Here is a 21366-nt window from a genome sequence, read left to right as displayed (position 1 = left end):
CTGAGCTATCGGCCCTGAAGAGTGTATAAAAAAAGCATTGCTTTTTTAGCTCTGCAAGAGAATCTTACTTATTAGGTAAAATTCTTAAAGCTTAATTTCTTTATTTATGGATTAACCAATAACAAAAGAGGCAATAAGCTTGTTTACCCGTTTAGATTATTTGTATCTCTAAACGTGAGAGCACATTATATATATAATTATGACAATTACAACCCCGAATGTTAAAAAAAGTGCAAATCTGTGTAAATTAATCCTATTTTTTTAAATTTAAGCGTTAATTGACTTTTAGAGACCTTAGGATTTTATAATAATTACGTTTTGAGAGCCATTTTCACCCTCGTTTTTTAACGCTACCCGTTAACTTTAATCATAAAATTATTCTAATCTCTAGATAGTGCTTCTACGGGATCTAATTTGGCAGCGTTACGAGCGGGCAAAAAGCCGAAAACAACCCCAATCAGCGTCGAGCAAATAAAGGCGGCAATAATAGATGTTGGTGAATAAATGACTTGGAAGCTGTCACCACCGACACGATTGATGATTTCACCGATGGCAAACGCCAGCCCAATCCCCAATAGCCCGCCTAAAATACAGACCAAAACGGCTTCAATGAGAAACTGCTGCATGATATCGCTTTGACGCGCTCCAACGGCCATCCGTACGCCAATCTCATTGGTGCGTTCGGTCACTGATACCAGCATGATGTTCATGACGCCAATACCGCCGACGATTAGCGAGATAATAGCGATAGAAGATATCAGCAAGGTCATTGTTGCGGTGGTCGCTTCAATGGTTTGGCGAATCGAGTCTGAGTTACGGATGCGAAAATCATCGGTGCCATGCCGACCTATCATAAGCTCAGAGATAGCAGCTTCAGCGGCGGCAGAGGAGATATTGTTATCAATCAGCGCGACAAAGCTTTCAATATAAGCGCTGCCTATCAGCCGCGACATCATAGTAGTGTAGGGCATATAGAGTGTGGGCGAATCGACACTACGACGAAAGCCGCCATCGTTTGGCTCTAAGACGCCAATAACGCGCCCAGGAACGCTGCCTATGAGTAAAACTTCGCCAATCGGATTGGCATTGTCGGGGAAAAAGGTTTTATTGGCATTATCATCGATAATAATATCTTGGGTACGACGCAGGATACTTTGTTCATCGAAACCTTGACCTAGAGCTAGCTTTTCACCGCTGACATCAAGATAGTCTTTACCAACACCGCTGATACTAGCAGCTTCTTGGATATTACGATAGCGGACGTTCATATTACTATTGAGCTGCGGGCTGACACTGACCACATACGGCTGGTCAGCGACCGCTTGGGCGTCTTGCGGGGTTAGATTGTCATCGTTGTACTGCCGCCTAGGGTCGCCGTAGGGGTAGCCATCGGTGACGGTGATGGTATTGGTACCTAAGGAGCTGATATTGGACAATATCTGCTCTTGTGAGCCCTTACCGAGACCGACGACTGATACCACCGACGCAATACCAATGATAATTCCTAACATCGTCAATAAGGTGCGCATTTTATGGGCGCGCATGGCCAGCAAGGACATTTTAAACGCTTCAAATAAGCGGTCGATAAAGCTGCTAAAGACGCTTTTACGGTGCTTATCTATGACAGCCGCTGGCTGTGGTTCTGCATGTTGATAATCGTCATTTTTATAATCAGCGATGATATAACCGTCTTTGATTTCGATAACACGCTCAGCTTGGGCGGCAAGGCTAGGGTCGTGGGTGACCATGATGATGGTATGACCTTGGGCGTTTAAATCTTTGAGGATTTGGACGACATCTTCGCCCGATTTACTATCAAGCGCACCCGTTGGCTCATCGGCTAAGATGATATCGCCGCCATTCATTAGTGCCCTTGCGATAGAGACACGCTGCTGCTGCCCACCTGAAAGCTGACTTGGACGATTATTTACCTTGTCGCCCAGTCCTAAGTCTGACAATAGCTTTTCGGCACGCTCGCTGCGTGCTTGCCCATCCATCCCCGCATAGACTGCTGGTACAGAAACATTGTCGCGGGCGTTGATATCACCCAACAGATGATAGCGCTGAAAAATAAAACCAAAGTGCTCACGGCGTAGTTTTGCCAGCTCATCGGCATCTAGGCGACTGACCGATTGACCAAATATTTTATAGTCGCCCGCCGTCGCTTGATCTAAGCATCCCAAGATATTCATCAAGGTGGATTTGCCTGAGCCCGATTGACCAATGATAGCGACCATCTCACCTTGATTGATGGTCAAATTGATATCATGTAAGACGCGAATGGTCTGCTCGCCAGCTGGAAATTCTCTAATCAAGCCTTTGACTTCCATCAAAGGCTGATCAGTGGCATTAAGCGTCGGGTGTTGATTACTCATTTGCTATCCTGCTTATCTCAAATCTTAAGTCATTATCAAAGGCAAAGCTAATGTACTGTTGGCATCGATTTATTTAAATATTCTTAGCAAACTTTAAATACTAGAAGGGTCGACCGCCTCTGCCACCTTTACTGCCTTTGCCTTTATCAGCACCTTCTTCGCTTAATATGACTTCATCACCTTCTTTTAGACCGCTTAATATTTCCGCATTAACCCGGTTATTGATACCGACTTTGACTGTTTGCTCAACGACTTCGCCATCGGCTTTAAGGACACGTACCATTGCCGTTGTTGCACCAGAGTCATTGTCCGAAGGTGATTCACTATCTGAACGGGAGTTCTTATCAGCATTTGCGGCAGTATTAGCAGTAGCTGCGCCCTTCTTAGCATTGCCAGACTTGCGAGATTTACCGGCAGGCTGCAGGGCAGCAGAAGGAATAAGTAGCGCGTCTTTTGCTTGGTTGATGACGATATAGACTTGTGCAGTCATATCAATACGAAAGCGGCGCTCGGTATTAGGGACTTCAATATAGCCGACGTAGTAGATGGCGGCATCGGTCGAGCTGGTGTCGCTGATTTTCTCAGGAGCTGGTTCAATCGCTTTGAGGGTCGCGTCGTATTTTTGGTCGGGATTGCCGATGATATTAAAATAAACGGGCAAGCCTGCTTTGACGTTAATAACGTCGGCTTCAGAGATTTGCGCATTGATACGCACGGTGGATAAATCCGCTAAGGTAACGATGGTTGGCGCAGTCTGATTGGCGTTGACCGTCGTCCCTTGCTCAGTGGTCACCGATACCACTGTTCCTGACATCGGCGCACGGATGGTGGTATAGCTTAAATCTTCCTGCGCAGTGCTAACGTTGGTTTGAGATTTACGTAATGCAGCTTGTTGGCTATTGATATTGGCCTCAGTTGTTGCAATCGCTGCTTTTGCGGTATCGATAGCAGCGCGGGCATTGGCGACTGATGCTTGTGCGGTGGCAACTTTGGTCGCTTGCGTATCGTAATCTTGCTGTGATATGGCATCGATAGCCAGTAAACCTTGCAAGCGTGAGAAATCTGCTTGTGCTTGCTTTAATTCAGCTTGACGGCTGGCAAGATCCGCTTGCGCACTTTTTAGACTCGCTTGACGGCTTAGCGACTCGGCACGCGCGCTTTGTAACGCCGCTTCACTTTGCTCGAGGCTCGCTTGCTCATTACTTAAATTATTCTTTTGCGTCACCTGATCAATCTGCGCAATTAAATCGCCTTTTTTGACTTCATCGCCGACGTCGACAAACAGCCGCGTCACTTCACCAGATACCTGCGCACCCACATCGACGGTATTTAACGCCTTTACTTTACCCGATGCCATGACGTTATTTTCGATATCGCCAATCTCAGCGGTCGCCGTTAGATAGTTGGGTGTGGTGTCTTTTGGTTTAAAGGTTTTGTAGGCTAAAGCCCCTAAAGCTACGATGACAAGGGCAATGACGCCCCATTTAATAGCAGACTTTTTGCTCATTTTGCGCATGACAACAATCCAATCACAGTTAAATCAAGTGTAGCTATAGTAGAGGCTTGCTGGACAAAAGGGAATGGCAATTAGTTTGCGAAACGTTAAGAGGAGAAATAGTGGTAGTAATAATGCGACAAATTGCAGACAAAAAATAACCCTACATAGAGGGTTAAATAAGAAAAAGTGATGAGTTGTTTAATATTAGATTTTTTAGATGATGACGCGGGACAGGAATACGTTTTTTTGCTTGCTTGCCTGATAGTTTAATGGGCTTTAAACAGACGTTGCCCTGAAAGCTCAAGCGCTGCTTGCAGTAATAACTCCCACGCTGGCTGGCGCACCAAACCCTTAATCGCTTGGTCACATTTATAAAGCAATGCTGGCCAAGTGGCTGTTTGAGATTTTGAGTGGCGGCGGCACGCTTGCTGATATAGGCCTTGTTTGCTACGCCAAATGCCAAGTGCTTGCGGGTCTTGTCCATCCATTAGTTGTATAATCTGGCGCATGTCTTTACTAATTGCCCATAAAACCAAAGTGGTTGGTTCATCAGTGGCTTTAAGTTGAAAGATAATTTTGGCAACTTGGGCGCTATTGCCAGCAAGCATGGCATCGGATAAATCGAACACACTAAACTGCGCATCACTGACCAATGCCGCTTGTAAATCATTAATATCTAATGCCACGTTTGTCAGAGGCTGGCTAGAAGGGTTTTCATGACTAGTATTTTTACTATCAACCTCTGCCATCAATTGCGGCGCAAATAAATACGATAGCCGCCACAAGGTTTGATAGGCACTAAGCAGATGATGTTCGGTATGTGACATCAAGAGTTGCCAAGCTTCTTGCGATAAGGTTAAGCCAAACTGCTGGGCTTGTATCTGCAATAACTGCTGGCGCTGCTGCTCATTATATAAATTGCAGTCGATAATATGACCATATTGCGCAAACGGTGCAAACCATTTGCTGGTCTGCGCGCGTTTGTCTTGCTTTGGTGTGAGCCATAACAAGCTATGACTATGCGTCCCTGTCTGCGCATCGACGGCAAAACGTTCAAGCTCGGCAATAACGGCTTTATCAGGTTTATGGTTGCCTGTTACGATAAGCGCGCTTGCATCATCGAATAAAGACTGACTACCAAGCTCTGATAATACTTCTTGCCAGCTCTTTACCGACACCAGCTCGATACGCTTAATAGCATAGTTTTGCGCGCGCCAATGCGGACGCAGCGCATCGATAAGCCATTGACTGAGTAACGGCTCATCACCGTGCGCCAGCCACAAGCCCGCTACTGCAACGGATGGTTGTAGTAGTTTTGGATAAGCTTGTATAAAGGTATCTTGCATAGAGAGAATGACACAAGGTTATGAATAGGGAAGTAAAGCTGGTTATATTTAAACGCTTTAAACAAAAAAGCGTTTAAATCAAAGCGTCTAAATATAGGCAGTTTTAATAAGGATATTTTTAAAAATTAATTTTAAAAATAAAAAACTAACATTAAGATTTTGGTGCTATCACGGCAGTAGATACTGAGCCTTTACCATTTTGCATAGCGGGTTTGCTACTGTTAGGAGCAATCTTAGGCAGCGCAATCGCCACATATTGGTCAGTAATTCGGCGTGCTAAACTATCGTAAAGCCAATCACGAATTTGGTCGCCTTGCTGATCATCTGTACTTACCGATGCTTCGTTATACTGGTAGCTACGCTCAACTTGGATAGGGTTGGTCAGTGTCACAGGTTTGCCATTCTCGATGCTTTGATAGCTAACATCAGCTGACATTACCAAGCGAATCTCTGTTAAGACGCCAACTAACTCGTAACGCTTAAAGCGGACATTGTTCACGGTGATTGCCGCGATAGGTTCAGCGCCCGCTTTTTGGTTATTGTTAGCCACATCTGCCAAGGTCATATTATCAATAACTTCGACCCCTAACGCTTTTAAGCGACTAACAAGCGGCAGTTTTAATGGAAATGAGGTGCGATCGTCTTCGATAATTACCGCAGTTTTGTTGACGTCAAACAACATCGGCGCATCATAGCCGCGTAGCTGAAAGCCGCAACCACTAAGACTAGCACCTGCGCCCAAAACTGCAAACATTGGCAAGGCGGTCAGTAGCATCGTTGCCAGTTTTTGCGCGCTTGATTTATAAGTCATGGTGCTTTGTCCGTCTGATTTTGCTTGCTGTGCCTGCAAAGCTCGGTGCTTATACGACATAATCGCTATCCTTATTTTGATAAGAAGACCCAAGAAAGAGAGTTTGAAAACGCCATGATTGAAGTCGCAGCGTTTAAAAACTTAATTCTTAAAAGGTCTAGCCTGCCACCACGATATTAACCAGTTTATTCGGTACGACGATTTCTTTTTTGATCTCACCAGTAAGGAATTTTGCCACGCCTTCAAGCGCTTTTGCTTGCGTTTTTAGCTGCTCAGGATCGCTATTAGGGGCGACATCCATTTTGCCTCGCATTTTACCATTCACCTGCACCACCATGGTGATCATATCTTGCACGAGAGCGCTTGTATCGACTTCTGGATAGCTTAGGGTGACGGTGTCCATACCTAATTGCTCAAGCAAATGCTCACCGATGTGCGGCGCGTATACCGAGAGGATAATCAATAAATCAATCAAAGCTTCATGCTGTACTTGCAAGTCTTGCTCGCCGTTTGCTTTAAAGTTAGCAAGCTCATTGGCAAGCTCCATTAAGCTAGAAACTGGCGTATTAAGTGCCAAGCGTTTACCCAAATCACTATCAATCTTGCCAATGGTTTCATGGGTTTTACGGCGTAGGGCTTTGGCTTCTTTGCTTAAGCTATCGGTATTGAGTGCTGCATTATTAAGCTGCTCAAGGGTTAAATTGGCATCAGAAAGCGCTTGCATGTGCTCGGTCGCAATGCGCCAAACTTTTTTAACAAAGTTATAAGGGCCTTTTAGCGCGTCGTCTGACCATTCAAGGGTCTGGTCGGCAGGCGCAGTAAATAGCGTATATAAACGAACGGTATCCGCGCCATATTTATCAATGGTAAGTTGTGGGTCGACGCCGTTGTTTTTCGACTTCGACATTTTTTCGATTTTACCAATCGTCACTGGCTGACCGTCAGATTTCAAAGTCGCTTTAATCGGCTGACCGCGTTCGTTATAGTCGATATCGATGTCTTCGGTGAAGTAATAAGTGGTACTGCCATCGGCATTGACGCGGTAGAAAGTACCAGCAAGTACCATACCTTGGGTCATCAGATTGGCAAATGGCTCATCGCCTGATACCAAGTTTTCATCGCGCATGAGCTTATGGAAGAATCGCGCATAAAGCAAATGCATAACCGCATGCTCGACACCGCCAATATATTGGTCGACCGGCAACCATTTATTGGCAGCAGATTTGTTGACCATGTTGGTTGTATCGTGCGGACTGGCAAAGCGCGCATAGTACCAGCTTGATTCGACAAAGGTGTCAAAGGTATCGGTTTCGCGCTCAGCAGGATTGCCACATTTAGGACAAGTGGTATTGACAAATTCTGGGATATTTTTTAGTGGATTACCACGACCGTCGGGGACGACGTCCGTTGGTAGCACCACTGGCAAATCTTGCTCTTCAACCGGCACCGTACCGCAATGCTCACAGTTCACCATTGGGATAGGGCAGCCCCAATAGCGCTGGCGAGAGACACCCCAATCACGTAGACGGTATTGGATTTTTTTCTTGGCAAGCTGTTGCGGTTCAAGCTTCGCTAGCATAGCTTCAAACGCCTGCTCAAAATCCATACCATCAAATTCGCCTGAATTGACTAAGGTATTGCGCTCGGTATAAGCACGATTGCTCTCAGTATTATTCGCTTTAGCGTCAGCTTCTACTTGATCTAAAAAGCCAGCAGGGATATCAATCACTTGTTTAATGGGCAAGTTATACTTAGTCGCAAACTCGTAATCGCGCTCGTCATGGGCAGGAACCGCCATCACCGCACCCGAGCCATAGCTCATCAGTACATAGTTGGCAACCCATACAGGTACTTCTTCGCCAGTTAAGGGATGAGTCACCGTCAGCCCGGTATCCATACCGATTTTTTCCGCTTTAGCCAAATCTGCTTCAGCAACCGAGCCTTTTTTACACAGCGCATTAAACTGGGCAATCGCCTCATCTTGTTCAGCGGCATATTGTGCCAATGGATGCTCGGCTGCGACCGCGACATAAGTGACGCCCATCAAGGTATCAGGACGCGTCGTGAACACATCTAAGGTATTGCTTTCGCCAGCAAGCTCATAAGGGAAATGCACTTCCATACCGGCACTACGACCAATCCAGTTACGCTGCATGGTCAATACTTCAGATGGCCAGTGACCTTCTAACTGGTCTAAATCATCAAGCAGCTCATCGGCATAATCAGTGATGTTAAAGTAATACATCGGAATATCGCGCTTTTCGACTGGTGCGCCACTACGCCAGCCTTTACCGTCAATGACTTGCTCATTGGCTAATACGGTATTGTCGACCGGATCCCAGTTGACGGTGGCAAGCTTTTTATAAACCAAGCCTTTTTTGTATAACTGTAAGAACAACCACTGCTCCCACTGATAATATTCAGGGCTACAAGTGGCAAATTCGCGTGACCAATCAATAGACAAGCCAAGCAATTTAAGCTGCGCGCGCATGCTATCGATATTGGCAAATGTCCATTTAGCAGGCGGCGTCTGATTGGCAATCGCCGCGTTTTCTGCTGGCAGACCAAAACCGTCCCAGCCCATTGGCTGCATGACCTCATAGCCTTTTAGGCGATAATAACGGCTCAGTACATCAGAGATAGTATAGTTACGCACGTGACCCATATGCAGCTTACCGCTTGGGTAAGGAAACATCGACAGCATATAGCGACTTGGTTTGTCGCTTGGCTCATTACTGACTTCAAAGCGCTTGTCAGTGGCCCATTTGGCTTGCTGCGCCGCTTCAATCAGTTGCGGCTGATACTGGGCGTTATCGATAGAAGTATTATTGGTATGGGTAGTATTAGCAGTTTCTGCTGTCACGGCGTTGCTCATAGTTGGCTCGGAATAGGTTATTACAGATAAATTGGGTAAAATTTTACAATGCCATAGCATAGCGTAATTTGGCAAAAATTGCGACGATATGATAGAGCGTTTGCTCACCGTAAAGGCGATAAATCTGCAAAGTGAATACGCTTATGACTGTTTTCGTCGTCATAAACCACATGCTCATCGCTGTTAGGTATAATAAACAAAATAATGATTATTGATTTGGAGTTTTTATGACCCTCACTATTTACGGTATCAAATCTTGTAGCACCATGAAAAAAGTCTTTACCAAACTTGATGAGCTGGGCGTTAGCTACGACTTTCACGATTATAAAAAACAAGGGATTGATAAAGAAAGCGTACAGCGTTGGGTAGATGAGCTGGGTATTGATAAAGTGCTAAATAAACGCGGCACCACATGGCGTAAGCTGACTGATGAGCAAAAACAAGCCGCTGATGATAATGTCAATAACGCCATCGATTTGCTGATAGAAAATACCAGTATGATTAAACGTCCGATCGTTGAAGGTCAGCTGGCAGATAAAAATAATGGTCAGCCGATACTGTTATGCGGTTTTGATGCAGCTGAGTTTGAGGCGGCTTTTTTATAAATAAGTGTTCATAAAAAGCTATCAGTTTGGCAAATTATAAATTATTATTAGAATTAAGTTTGCTGGCTCATCATGTTCACGGACGAGGATAGGATTATGAGAAAATTAATATTGATAGCAGCGTTTGCGTTAGCGCCTTTATTAACGGTTACGGCGCAAGCTGCTGATACGTCAACCAAAATTACCTTTGCTAAAGACAGCTATTGCGGTAATTTTAGTGGCAACCTCAAAAACGGCAAAGTATTTCGTTTATGGTTACTGCCTGATCAAAACTTAGTGATTCGTAACGTCGGTGACGACCAAATCAGTGTCGCTTATGTCTCAGGGCCAGATGGGCGTTTGAGCGGCGATCGCTACGAAAATGAAAACTCTTATATCACCCAGCGCAAAGGCAATCACCACATGAAGGTGTATGGCAACAGTAGCCATAGTAACGTGGAGTTTTGCGCTTATTAAACGATTCTAAGTCAACAAGCTTCGCATAAAAAAGCCCGAACTTAAATGTTAAGCTCGGGCTTTTGTATACTAAAAATTACCACAGCTCACTAGCTCATTGATGAATCTAAATCACGGCTAATCAAGGTGCCGACGCCTTCGTTGGTAAAAATCTCCAACAGCGTGGCATGTGGCACACGACCATCGACAATAACCGCGCTTTTTACGCCGCTACGTACCGCGTCAAGCGCACATTGAATCTTAGGAATCATACCACCTGAGATAATACCATCTTCAATAAGACCATCGACTTTCTTTGGGGTCAAGCCAGTGACCACTTCGCCATCACGGCCCAACACGCCTTTAATGTTGGTCAGTAGCATCAGCTTTTCTGCTTGCAAGAATTCTGCGACTTTACCAGCGACCAAATCGGCATTGATATTATAAGTATTGCCCTCAGAATCAACCCCAAGCGGCGCGATAACAGGGATAAAATCAGAGGCAATCAGCATATTAATCACGTCTTTATTAACGCTGACCACATCACCGACGAAGCCCAAATCAACGGGTGCCGCTACACCATCTGCGCCAATTTTTTCCATCATTAGTTTTTTGGCTAGGATTAAATTGGCGTCTTTACCCGTCAGACCAATCGCGCGCCCACCATGCTTGTTGATTAAGCTAACAATCGATTTATTGACGCTACCGCCGAGCACCATCTCAACGATATCCATCGTGCTTTTGTCAGTCACGCGCATGCCGTCGATACGATCAGATTGACGACCAAGCTCTTTTAACAAATTATCGACTTGTGGACCACCGCCGTGTACGACCACAGGATGCATACCAACTGTTTTTAACAGGACGATATCACGGGCAAAGGAGCTTTCAAGCGCAGGGTCGGTCATGGCATTGCCGCCGTATTTGACGACGATGAGCTTATCAACAAAGCGTTGAATATAAGGCAGCGCCGTGGTTAATACTTCAGCGGTAATTTTGGCTTCATCCAAATTAAGCGTCATGACAAGCTCCTAAAAGATAGGGTTAAGCGGTGGATTGATTGAAAGTTTTTGTTTCTCTTTGGCGTTTTCTAATAAAGTTAAGGTTAAATAATACCTATTCAGCAACAATAGCCAAGATTTGCATCGCTAGCGTCTTGTTAAAGGGGCGGCATAAGGCGGCAAATCTCGTTTGAATGTCGATAAGGTCGTCGATGCTATCACCAGCAAAGCGCACGGTCAGATTTTGACTGGTATTTGATTGGCGCAATACGCCAAACCCGCGCGCAAAATCTAAGCGCACGCCATCGATACAGCTAAGCTTGGTGCCCACTGGCAATAGCGTTTGCGCCTGCTCTAAAGTAGTAGATTGGCTTTGCTGCGAGCACGTACAAAGTGACGGCGCACAAGCAACGACAGTTTGCGGGTCTAGTTGCTCAATAATGGCAGTTGATGTCGCATGAACCAATTGTTGTAAATACTGACAAAATCTTGCCAGTTGCTGCACAATAGAGCAGTCGTTAGCTATGGTTTTTGGTAGCGGTAAATAATGGTCCGCTGTACTAACGATAACGGGTAAACCTTTAACAATATTGGCTAGGCTTTTTGTACGAGTTGACTGAGTACCTTGAGATTTTCCCAACCAATGGAGCAATCGTAACGCCGCATACATGGCGTCATCGTAAAGTATAAAGCGGCTATCATTAAAAATAAAATGCCCAGATAGCTCACCAGCAAAAATTATTTGACCCTCAGAATCTTGCATTTGTTGGCGCATGAGGCTGCTGCCAGTTTTGCTCAGCACAGGTGTGGCGCCAATTTCACTGATGAGCTTTGGCAGATGATGACAGCATTTAATATCAAAGAGCACGTGCGCGTTTGGTGACGATGTCTTTAAGATTTGTGGACGCTCAATAACCGCTATTTTTGCTAATAGATAAAGCAGGTGGTCGGGCGTGACGACTTTGCCCCGATTATCGACCACCATTAACCGATCGCCATCACCATCAAAGGCGATACCGATATCTGCTTGATGCAGAAGTACGCTTTGCTGTAATTGCTTAAGGCGCTGCGGCTCAGTCGGGTCCGGATTGCCAGTAGGAAAATCACCGTCTGGCGTATCGTTGAGCATGATGATATTTTGGCAAAAATGGGCAAATAAAGGCTTGGCAATGTGACTGGTGGCGCCGTGCATACAATCAATCACCACCACTAAATCAAGTTTAGAGGAGGGTAGTTGACTATCTTTTGCGTTCTGGCTATTTGACTGATTGCCATTCTGATAGATTTGCTTAAAAACTTGTGTAATAGCGTCGCTATAAGCGCTTGCGACTTGCTTAGCAGGTAACTGCTGCTGTTTATAACGCACAGGCTGGTCATTGGTTCTTACAGACGAATTTTGCGCATTATTAATACCTAGCTGATGATATAGCGCCTGAATGTCTGTGCTACTAGGCGAGATATGATTGACTAACCATTTCACCCCTAAAATATCTTTAGCAGAGTGACTGGCAGTGACGATAATGCCATGCCCCTGATATTGCTCCGCCCAAAAAATCATCATTGGCGTGGTCACTAAGCCCAGTTGGATGACTTTTATGCCTTGCTCGGACAACATATTGGCAAGTGTCTGCGCAATGGTATCGCTATCACAGCGCACATCATAGCCAATGACGACGATGGTTTTTTTGTTAGCAGTTTGGCAATTGTTTTCACTATTTTTTGCGCTATGTTTTTTACTATCAATATTTGGCTGAACTTGATAAAGATACGCAAAAGCGTGCCCCAATGCATGAATAAAATCATCGGTAAAATGCTGGCGCGACCCACGAATATCATAAGCACGAAATAAGGAGTGCTGCGCAGCAAAAGACGGCATCGCTTACTCTCCTTATAGTCGTGATAAATGGGCTAGTGGTGAATGAAAAATCGCTGATTATTGTTATTGCTGCGATTGATGCTAAATGAAAATCCAATGATGCTTAATGTTTAATGCTTATATTCAATGCTACTGACGACCAGAATGGCCAAAACCGCCCGCACCGCGCGCACTGGTATCACTAAATTCTGCCACCACTTCAAACTCCGGACGGGCGACTGGTACAACCACATATTGCGCCATACGTTCGGCAGGATTTAGCACAAAATCTTCATTGCTGCGATTCCAAATACTAACCATCAGCTCACCTTGATAATCAGCATCAATCAAGCCGACCAAATTACCCAAGACGATACCATGCTTATGACCGAGACCTGAGCGCGGTAAAATCATGCCCGCAAAATTGGGGTCTTGGATATACACCGCAAGGCCAGTGCCAATCAAATGCGTGGCTCCCGCTTTAATGGTCAAAGGTTCGTCAATGCAAGCGCGTAAGTCGATACCTGCGCTGCCATCGGTAGCACGCGTCGGTAGCGAGAACGCTTTATCTTCAATAATTTTAGGGTTTAAAACTTTAACTTGTACAGCTTGCATAACGCACTCACTTAACGATGTAATGGTTTTTTAAACAGAATGAATCACATTTTTAACGGTTAGGTTTTAAATGCTTAACAACAACTATCTTTATAAATAGCTGATGATTGTTAACTTTTAGCTTTCAGATTTTCATGGGCGGTTGACTAAAGAATCAACACGCTCGCCAAGCCCAAAAACGACATAAAGCCGACAATATCGGTCACGGTGGTCAAAATAACCGAGGCGGATAGCGCAGGGTCGATATTCATACGTTTGAGCATCAGCGGAATACTAATGCCCGAAACGTTGGCGGCGGTCATGTTAATCGCAATGGCAAGCCCGATGACGGCGCTGATTTTAACATCATGAAACCACAATTGCGCAATAATCGCCATGATTATCGCCCATATGATACCGTTTATCGCCCCAACCCACAGCTCTTTATTTAATAACCATAGGCGATTCGACCCACCGATTTGACCCATTGCCATCCCGCGAATGACCACCGTCAGCGTTTGCGAGCCTGCAATTCCGCCCATACTGGCAACCACCGGCATCAATATCGCCAGTGCCACAACCTTTGCTAATACCGCTTCAAACTGCCCAATCACAGCGGCCGCCAATAGCGCGGTACATAAATTAATACCAAGCCAAATACTACGGCTTTTGGCACTGGTTAAAATAGGCGCAAACAGCTCTTCATCTTGGCTCACGCCTGCTAAGTTTTTCATGGTGCTATCGACATCATCTTGGATAATCTCCATGATATCTTCGCCGTTTAACTGTCCGACCAGCTCGCCGTGGCTGTTAATCACTGGGGCAAAGCGAATATCTTCTGAGCGGAAAATCGACGCCGCATCTTGAATATCTATGCGATCATTGACAGTGATAGCACTATGAATCAAGTCGGCGACTAAGGTGCTTTGCTGGTGTTTAATCAGATCCGCTAGACTTAACAGGCCAAGCAGCTGCTGGCTTTGGTCGACGACTAATAGCTCTTGGCTTTCATCATCGAGCAAATCAGCATTCTCTCGCAGCCAGCTTTGCACTTCTGCAAGGGTGATGTCGTCCCTGACTTGAATGAGGTCAGGATCCATATAACTGCCGACTTCCCAGTCTTCATAAGTATCGAGCTTATTGACCTGCACTCGGATGTCTTCATCCAAGGTTGCCATCACCGAGGTGCGCACACTTTCGGTAACGGTATCTAAAATCTCAGAAATGTCCTGCGCATCAAGGTCTTGGGTAAACAGGGATATCTCTTTTGAAGAAACATTTTCAAGCAGCGGCTGGCGGGTATCAAACTCCAGCTCTGCCAGTACTTCACCTTTGATATTTTCTGGTACTTGCGCCCAAATCAGTAAGCGATTTTGGCTCGGGAAAGACTCTAATAGGCTGGCAATCTCATATTCTGATTGCTTTTCTAAAAACTCAGTAATCGCCGCATACGCTTTTTCTGCTACCAATTCTTGCAAATATAATAACTTATATTCGCCGCTTGCTTCTGCCGGATTATAGTCAGCCTGTCGGGTCAATGGTCGTTCAGGATTCGTCGTCGAGGTCGGCATAAAGGTTCCAAATTTTTAAAAGATATTCGTATAAAAATTGAGTTTACCGCTCATGTAAAGAGCGGTAAGCATAAGTCTAAGCGGCTTTTCTAAGAGCTAGGCTTAACGATTACCTAGTAAAGCACGAATATTGGCCAAGTATTCATCAGCGACTTTTTCAGGGTCTTTGCTGGCTTTTTTCTTTTTCGCCTTCGCTGGCCAGTCGATATGATCTTCTGGCAATTCATCCAAAAAACGTGATTCAGAGGTCACGCGCATTTGCCCGCCTGCACGGCGCTGGGTCGCAAGCGTTAATGTCAGCTCACGGCGAGCGCGGGTAATACCCACGTACATTAAGCGGCGTTCTTCCTCAATGGTTTCACTGAGGATAGAGTTGCGGTGCGGTAGCATTTCTTCCTCAAGTCCCATGATATAGACAAAATCAAACTCCAAGCCTTTTGCCGCATGTAAGGTCATCAGGTTCACTTTATTGGTATTCTCTTCTTCTTGCTGCTGCTCGAGCATGTCAAGGAGCACCAATTTGCGAATAATAGTATCAATGGTACGGTCTTCATCTTCTTCAGCGCGATTAATCAATGACTGAATACTGGTATAGAGCATGTCGATATTATCGATGCGGTTTTTTTCTTGTTGCGGTGTTTTGGCGTCGCTACGGACAAAGTCGATATAGCCGGTTTCGTCAATCATTTGACGGACGATAGGCACGGGGTCGGGGTGCTGATCGAGCTCACGGGTATAATGCTCGATGAAATCGCCAAACTCTTTTAAGGTACCATAGGCTTTTGACGGCAACACATGAGCAAGTCCAGCGTGGGTACAAGAGGCAAGTAGCGAAATGCTATGCTCTTGCGAAAATAGACCAAGCTTTTCGAGAGTTGCCGGTCCCATGCCGCGCTTGGGCGTATTGATAATACGTAAAAACGCGCTGTCGTCTTCGGGGTTTAAAATCAGACGCAGATAGCCCATGATATCTTTGATTTCGCTACGGGCAAAAAACGACTGACCGCCCGATAATTTATACGGCACTTGCAATTGGCGTAATTGCGCCTCGAGCATGCGCGCTTGAAAGTTACTACGGTAAAGAACGGCGTATTGCTCCCATTCATTACCAAAGCGCAGTTTATGGGTGACGATTTCTTTTGCCACCCGCTCTGATTCATCATCGTCATTACGGCAATTAATGATGCGGATTTTTTCGCCCTGACCTTTATCTGACCACAGTTTCTTTTCAAATAAATGCTCGTTATTGGTAATAACAGCGTTAGCAGAGGTCAAAATACGCGTGGTTGAACGATAATTTTGTTCAAGCATGACGATTTTTAATTTGGGGAAATCTTCTTTTAGCAAGGCCATGTTTTCAGGCTTGGCGCCGCGCCACGCATAGATAGATTGGTCGTCGTCGCCCACGACAGTAAAGCGACCTTGCGGTCCGACCAGATATTTAATCATCTCATACTGGGCGGTATTGGTATCTTGATATTCATCGACCAATAAATAACGAATACGGTTTTGCCATTTATCGCGCAGCTCAGCATTTTCACGTAAGATTTTGGTTGGCAATACAATCAAATCATCAAAATCTACGGCGTTATAAGCGCGCAAATTACGCTCGTATAAAGCATAAAGCGTTGCAAAAATCATATCTTCTGGGTCGTCTAAGGTTTCCATCGCCTTATCCGGCTCAATCAGATCGTTTTTCCAATCAGAAATCATTTTTATCGCTTTGCCAACCAGCTCACGGCTTTCGGCGCCGCTTAGATTGTCACGCATCATCAGCTCCATTAAGAGCCGCTTGCTGTCATCGCTGTCCATGATGGAAAAGTTGCCTTTCAATGGCGTATGAATCAGCTCGTAACGCAAAAACTGCAAGCCAAATTGGTGAAAGGTCGATACCGTCAGACCGCGAGTTTTTTCACTTGGCAGCAATTTACTGACCCGCGCTTTCATCTCACGCGCCGCTTTATTGGTAAAGGTCACTGCAGTGATACGCTCGGCTGGCATGTTGCATTCTTCAATGAGGTAGGCGATTTTACGGGTAATCACCGAGGTTTTACCGGAGCCTGCCCCAGCCAATACCAATAAAGGTCCTGAGACATAAAGCATGGCTTCTTGTTGTTTGGGATTAAGTTGACTCATAAAATGACCTGTAAGACAAAAGCAAAAAAGAAGATAAAACGGATAACGGATAGTAGCATCGTTGACGAAAGGCGTTATTAAGCAAAATATGATAAAAGGCTGCGATGCTTGGGCTACAACGATGATTTCAATCAAACGCTGATTTTATTAAGATGATAATAATAAAAATCATAACGTCAATAAGGATGGTATTTTTAATAAAGACGATATTTTCGGTAAAGTACACCCAATAATAAAGGGTAACAAAATGTGTGTTCAAATAACGCCAAAGCGTCAAAATGAGGTGGGCTATTATAAAGCAAAAATCCTGTCTTTGGGCGAGGAGTTGGCAGCGGGTTTTGAGTTAAAAAAGTGTTTGCTTTGCGCAGCTTACACTATATATAGCAGCGCCCACATAAAAATTCAGATTCGCACGTAATATAAGGTAACGTCTATAACATAGTTTATGGTAAAAAAAACATATTTTTTTTGCAGATAAAATGACCATGCAATGCAGTTAAAAACTAGCTTTTGATTGCCGATATGCGTATAGTACGTAAATAATTTATGCCAGTTGTCACGTCATTGTTGACCACGTGTATGAGCTATTAAATCAATTAAGTACGCCAATAAATACGATATTGATTTAATACGTTGATCTTACGTTGTTAAAAGATGCGTTGGGCGACCAGCCTTTTATCCGCGTGCATGCCGGAATATCTATAGTTGGTCATGTCTGACATCGTCGTCAATAAGCTTGATAATTGGTTATTACCAGCACAGTAGCTATAATAGTCATGGGTTTATCACAGTCCTTGATTGTTTAAATATATTTGCTCAAAAATGAATCAATGACAGCTACTTTGTGTTTTCGTCTGCGTTATGCTTATCGCCATTACCACCATTATTCGTGAGTATTCGCGGTGCGCTTGACACTCGATTGGGTGAGGAGCACGTATTATCATGTCTGCTTTTAATTGGTCAGCAATTGCTTTTATTTTAGCCGCCATTGGGCTAGTTGTCTTTATGCTGGTCGTTCCGCGCTTGCTTGGCGGTCGCTCTCAGGGCACACAAAAAGAAGAGATATTTGAAGCGGGTGTTGTCGGAGCTGGCAATGCCCGCATTCGTTTGTCTGCAAAATTCTATTTGGTCGCAATTTTCTTTGTCATTTTCGATTTAGAAGCGCTGTATTTATACGCTTATGCCGTGTCAGTGCGTGAGACAGGCTGGCTTGGTTATGCGACCGCAGCGACCTTTATCGTCGATCTATTGATTGGTTTGGTATATGCCTTGAGCTTGGGCGCACTAAGCTGGGCACCAGCGGACAAACGCCGTAAACAAGCGCGTCTATATGCGGCGCCAGCCGGTTTTAATTTGGCCGACATCACCAAGTTTGATGGCGTTGATGAGCTGATGGTTGACCCAACAGGCAAGATACCGGCGCAGTCTTCAGGGCAAATTAATGTCTCAAACAATATCGAGACCAATCGTCGCCATTTAAAAAATATCGATCATATTAATACCACGGGTAATGTGACGTCAGTGGATTTTGCCACTGCTGCACAACAAGACTAGCTTTAAGTTCATTGCTTATAACAGTCTTGTTTATACCTAAATGGTCATTTATTAATAATAGAAGTTATGGCGCTAGTGATGATAAATACTTGTCACGCAGCGCTTAAAATAAAGGTTGTATGTTATGAAATACACATTAACAAAAGCCAACCCTGATGCAGACATCTATCCTGCACAGACCAGTCAAACGGTCAATGACCCTATCGAAGAAGAAGTCAATAAAAACGTCTTTATGGGTCGTCTCGAAGACCTTGTCCATTCAACAGCAAACTGGGGGCGCAAGCACTCACTGTGGCCATTTAACTTTGGTACCTCTTGCTGTTATGTCGAATATGCCACCACCTTAACCGCGGTTCACGATTTGTCACGTTTTGGTGCCGAAGTCATTCGCGCCTCGCCCCGACAGGCAGACGTAATGATTGTTGCTGGTACTTGCTTTGTGAAAATGGCACCGGTTATTCAGCGCCTTTATGAGCAAATGCTTGAGCCAAAATGGGTCATCTCGATGGGCGCGTGTGCCAACTCGGGCGGTATGTATGATATCTATTCAGTGGTGCAAGGCGTCGATAAAATCATTCCTGTCGATGTCTATGTGCCTGGTTGCCCGCCGCGTCCAGAAGCATTGATTCAAGGTTTGATGCTCCTGCAAGAGTCGATTACTAAAGAGCGTCGTCCGCTGGGTATTCATGTTAATGAGCAGGGCATTTATCAGCCGCAAATGACGCCTGAGCGTGACCGTAAGCAAGCGGACCGTATTGCGGTGAAAAACTTGCGTAGCCCAGACAGTATTTAGTTTATTAGCTCAGTTGTTCATAATTCTTAGAAGTGCGCGTACGCTTATCACAGCTCGGTTATGATTGACATAGCTGGGTTATGATTAATGAAGGAAGACATCATTCATGGTCACGGTAGTTGAAAACACAGATCCTAATAACATGGATCCTAACAACAGAGATAAGATCAAACCTGTCCCAGCAGTTATCAAAGAGCTGGAAGAAAAGTATGCTGGTAAGTTTGTTGTGCAGCACACGGTGGATGAGATTCCAACGGTGTGGGTGGCGCGTGCCGACTTATTAGACGTCTTATTATACCTGCGTAAATTGCCAAAACCTTACGTTATGCTCTTTGACTTATCCGCGATAGATGAGCGCTTGCGTCAGCATCGTCAAGGTTTGCCAGACAGTGATTTTACAGTGTTTTACCACTTAATGTCGCTTGAGCGTAATAGCGATGTGCGTATCAAAGTCGCCCTCAGTGAGGACGATCTCAACGTACCAAGCGCGACTAAAATTTGGCCAAATGCTAACTGGTATGAGCGTGAAGTCTGGGATATGTTCGGCATTGTCTTTAGTGGTCATCCGCATTTAACCCGTATTTTATTGCCAAAATATTGGGAAGGTCATCCGTTGCGTAAAGAATATCATGCGCGGGCGACGGAATTTACCCCGTATTTCTTAAATAACGCCAAGCAACAATATGAGCAAGAAAACCTGCGCTTTGTCCCTGAAGAATGGGGCATGAAGCGCTCGGGCCGTGATGAAGACTTTATGTTTTTGAACATCGGTCCTAACCATCCATCGGCGCATGGTGCATTCCGTTTAGTGCTACAGCTTGACGGTGAAGAAGTTGTCGACTGTATTCCTGATATCGGCTATCACCATCGCGGCGCCGAAAAAATGGCTGAGCGTCAAACGTGGCATTCTTATATTCCTTATACCGATCGTATTGATTACCTCGGCGGTGTGATGAACGAGCTACCGTATATCATGTCGGTTGAAAAGCTTGCTGGTATTACGGTGCCGCCTCGCGCTGAAACCATCCGTGTGATGATGAGTGAGTTTTTCCGTATTACCAATAACTTGCTGTTTGTCGGTACCTTTATTCAGGATGCTGGCGGTATGACGCCGGTATTCTATATGTTTACCGATCGCCAAAAAGCTTATGACGTCATCGAAGCGGTGACCGGCTACCGTATGCATCCTGCTTGGTTCCGTATCGGCGGTACGGCACACGACTTACCGCGCGGTTGGCAGCGTTTGGTTCGTGAGTTCCTAGATTGGATGCCAAAACGTTTAGATGAATACGTAAAAGCAGCATTGCAAAATAGTGTGTTAAAAGGTCGTACCCAAGGCGTTGCCCAGTACAATACCAAGCAAGCATTGGCTTGGGGCGTGACTGGCGCAGGTTTACGTGCCACAGGTTTAGATTTTGATTTGCGTAAAGCGCGTCCGTATATGGGCTACGAGAATTACGACTTTGAGATTCCAGTCGGTTATAACGGCGATGCTTATGATCGCTGTATGGTAAAAATCGAAGAGATGCGCCAGTCGCTACGTATCATCCGCCAATGTATGGATAATATGCCGCAAGGTCCTTATAAAGCGGACCATCCATTGGCTGTACCACCGCCGAAAGACCGTACTTTAAACGATATCGAGACTTTGATTAACCACTTTATCTCCGTTTCTTGGGGTCCTGTGATGCCAGCGGGTGAGTGCACCACGATTGTGGAAGCAACCAAAGGTCTGAACAGCTATTACATTACTTCTGATAAAGCGACGATGAGCTATCGTACTCGTATTCGTACGCCGACATTTGCGCATTTGCAGCAAATGCCATCGGTGATTAATGGCTCGTTGGTCTCTGATGCCATTATGTATTTGGCCTCGATTGATATTGTGATGGCCGATTGTGACCGTTAAGTGCTAGA

The 21366-nt window shown here is 45.1% G+C and carries 15 protein-coding genes; 5 read left to right on the top strand and 10 right to left on the bottom strand.

Going from position 1 to position 21366, the window contains the following annotated elements:
- Positions 1-380 precede the first annotated feature (380 nt).
- From IQ457_RS08825 to leuS, 5 genes are all read right to left on the bottom strand, one after another.
- Positions 381-2375 carry a MacB family efflux pump subunit gene (locus tag IQ457_RS08825; protein WP_200662865.1) on the bottom strand — a complete coding sequence of 665 codons (1995 nt, stop codon included), beginning with the start codon at positions 2373-2375 and terminating at the stop codon, positions 381-383.
- Positions 2376-2475: 100 nt separating this feature from the next.
- Positions 2476-3891, bottom strand: a complete 1416-nt coding sequence (locus tag IQ457_RS08820) for an efflux RND transporter periplasmic adaptor subunit (protein ID WP_200662864.1) — start codon at positions 3889-3891, stop codon at positions 2476-2478.
- A 248-nt stretch (positions 3892-4139) separates the two neighbouring features.
- Positions 4140-5219, bottom strand: coding sequence for a DNA polymerase III subunit delta (locus IQ457_RS08815; RefSeq protein WP_200662863.1), 1080 nt, complete (start codon positions 5217-5219; stop codon positions 4140-4142).
- Positions 5220-5370: 151 nt separating this feature from the next.
- A complete protein-coding gene (locus IQ457_RS08810) occupies positions 5371-6090 on the bottom strand; it encodes an LPS-assembly lipoprotein LptE (RefSeq protein ID WP_242465396.1) in 720 nt (239 codons plus the stop codon).
- Between the two features lie 97 nt (positions 6091-6187).
- Positions 6188-8905, bottom strand: a complete 2718-nt coding sequence (gene leuS / locus IQ457_RS08805) for a leucine--tRNA ligase (protein ID WP_446737538.1) — start codon at positions 8903-8905, stop codon at positions 6188-6190.
- A gap of 227 nt (positions 8906-9132) precedes the next feature.
- On the opposite strand from leuS, the gene IQ457_RS08800 reads away from it, so the two are divergent.
- On the top strand, positions 9133-9510 hold the full coding sequence (locus IQ457_RS08800; protein ID WP_200662862.1) for a Spx/MgsR family RNA polymerase-binding regulatory protein: 378 nt from the start codon (positions 9133-9135) through the stop codon (positions 9508-9510).
- Between the two features lie 96 nt (positions 9511-9606).
- Positions 9607-9966 (top strand): hypothetical protein, encoded by a 360-nt coding sequence (locus IQ457_RS08795; RefSeq protein ID WP_200662861.1) that lies wholly within the window; start codon positions 9607-9609, stop codon positions 9964-9966.
- 89 nt (positions 9967-10055) lie between these two features.
- Here IQ457_RS08795 and argB read toward each other — a convergent pair whose 3' ends face one another.
- From argB to IQ457_RS08770, 5 genes are all read right to left on the bottom strand, one after another.
- A complete protein-coding gene (gene argB, locus IQ457_RS08790; RefSeq protein ID WP_102077404.1) occupies positions 10056-10967 on the bottom strand; it encodes an acetylglutamate kinase in 912 nt (303 codons plus the stop codon).
- A gap of 94 nt (positions 10968-11061) precedes the next feature.
- On the bottom strand, positions 11062-12822 hold the full coding sequence (locus IQ457_RS08785; RefSeq protein ID WP_200662860.1) for a phosphomannomutase: 1761 nt from the start codon (positions 12820-12822) through the stop codon (positions 11062-11064).
- Between the two features lie 129 nt (positions 12823-12951).
- A complete protein-coding gene (gene dut / locus IQ457_RS08780) occupies positions 12952-13416 on the bottom strand; it encodes a dUTP diphosphatase (RefSeq protein ID WP_068406547.1) in 465 nt (154 codons plus the stop codon).
- A gap of 146 nt (positions 13417-13562) precedes the next feature.
- Positions 13563-14966, bottom strand: coding sequence for a magnesium transporter (gene mgtE / locus IQ457_RS08775; protein WP_200662859.1), 1404 nt, complete (start codon positions 14964-14966; stop codon positions 13563-13565).
- Between the two features lie 102 nt (positions 14967-15068).
- A complete protein-coding gene (locus IQ457_RS08770; protein WP_068406542.1) occupies positions 15069-17102 on the bottom strand; it encodes a UvrD-helicase domain-containing protein in 2034 nt (677 codons plus the stop codon).
- 942 nt (positions 17103-18044) lie between these two features.
- Between IQ457_RS08770 and ndhC the strand changes: the two genes are divergently transcribed.
- The 3 genes from ndhC to nuoC all read left to right on the top strand — a co-directional run bounded on the left by ndhC (position 18045) and on the right by nuoC (position 21358).
- Positions 18045-18656 carry an NADH-quinone oxidoreductase subunit A gene (gene ndhC / locus IQ457_RS08765; protein ID WP_200662858.1) on the top strand — a complete coding sequence of 204 codons (612 nt, stop codon included), beginning with the start codon at positions 18045-18047 and terminating at the stop codon, positions 18654-18656.
- A gap of 124 nt (positions 18657-18780) precedes the next feature.
- Positions 18781-19449 carry a NuoB/complex I 20 kDa subunit family protein gene (locus IQ457_RS08760; RefSeq protein WP_068406534.1) on the top strand — a complete coding sequence of 223 codons (669 nt, stop codon included), beginning with the start codon at positions 18781-18783 and terminating at the stop codon, positions 19447-19449.
- A gap of 106 nt (positions 19450-19555) precedes the next feature.
- Positions 19556-21358, top strand: a complete 1803-nt coding sequence (gene nuoC, locus IQ457_RS08755) for an NADH-quinone oxidoreductase subunit C/D (protein ID WP_446737537.1) — start codon at positions 19556-19558, stop codon at positions 21356-21358.
- The last annotated feature ends 8 nt before the right edge of the window (positions 21359-21366 follow it).

It is taken from the genome of Psychrobacter sp. M9-54-1 (assembly GCF_016613355.1).
GTDB classification, from domain to species: domain Bacteria; phylum Pseudomonadota; class Gammaproteobacteria; order Pseudomonadales; family Moraxellaceae; genus Psychrobacter; species Psychrobacter faecalis.
This window is presented reverse-complemented; position numbering and strand designations above follow the sequence as displayed.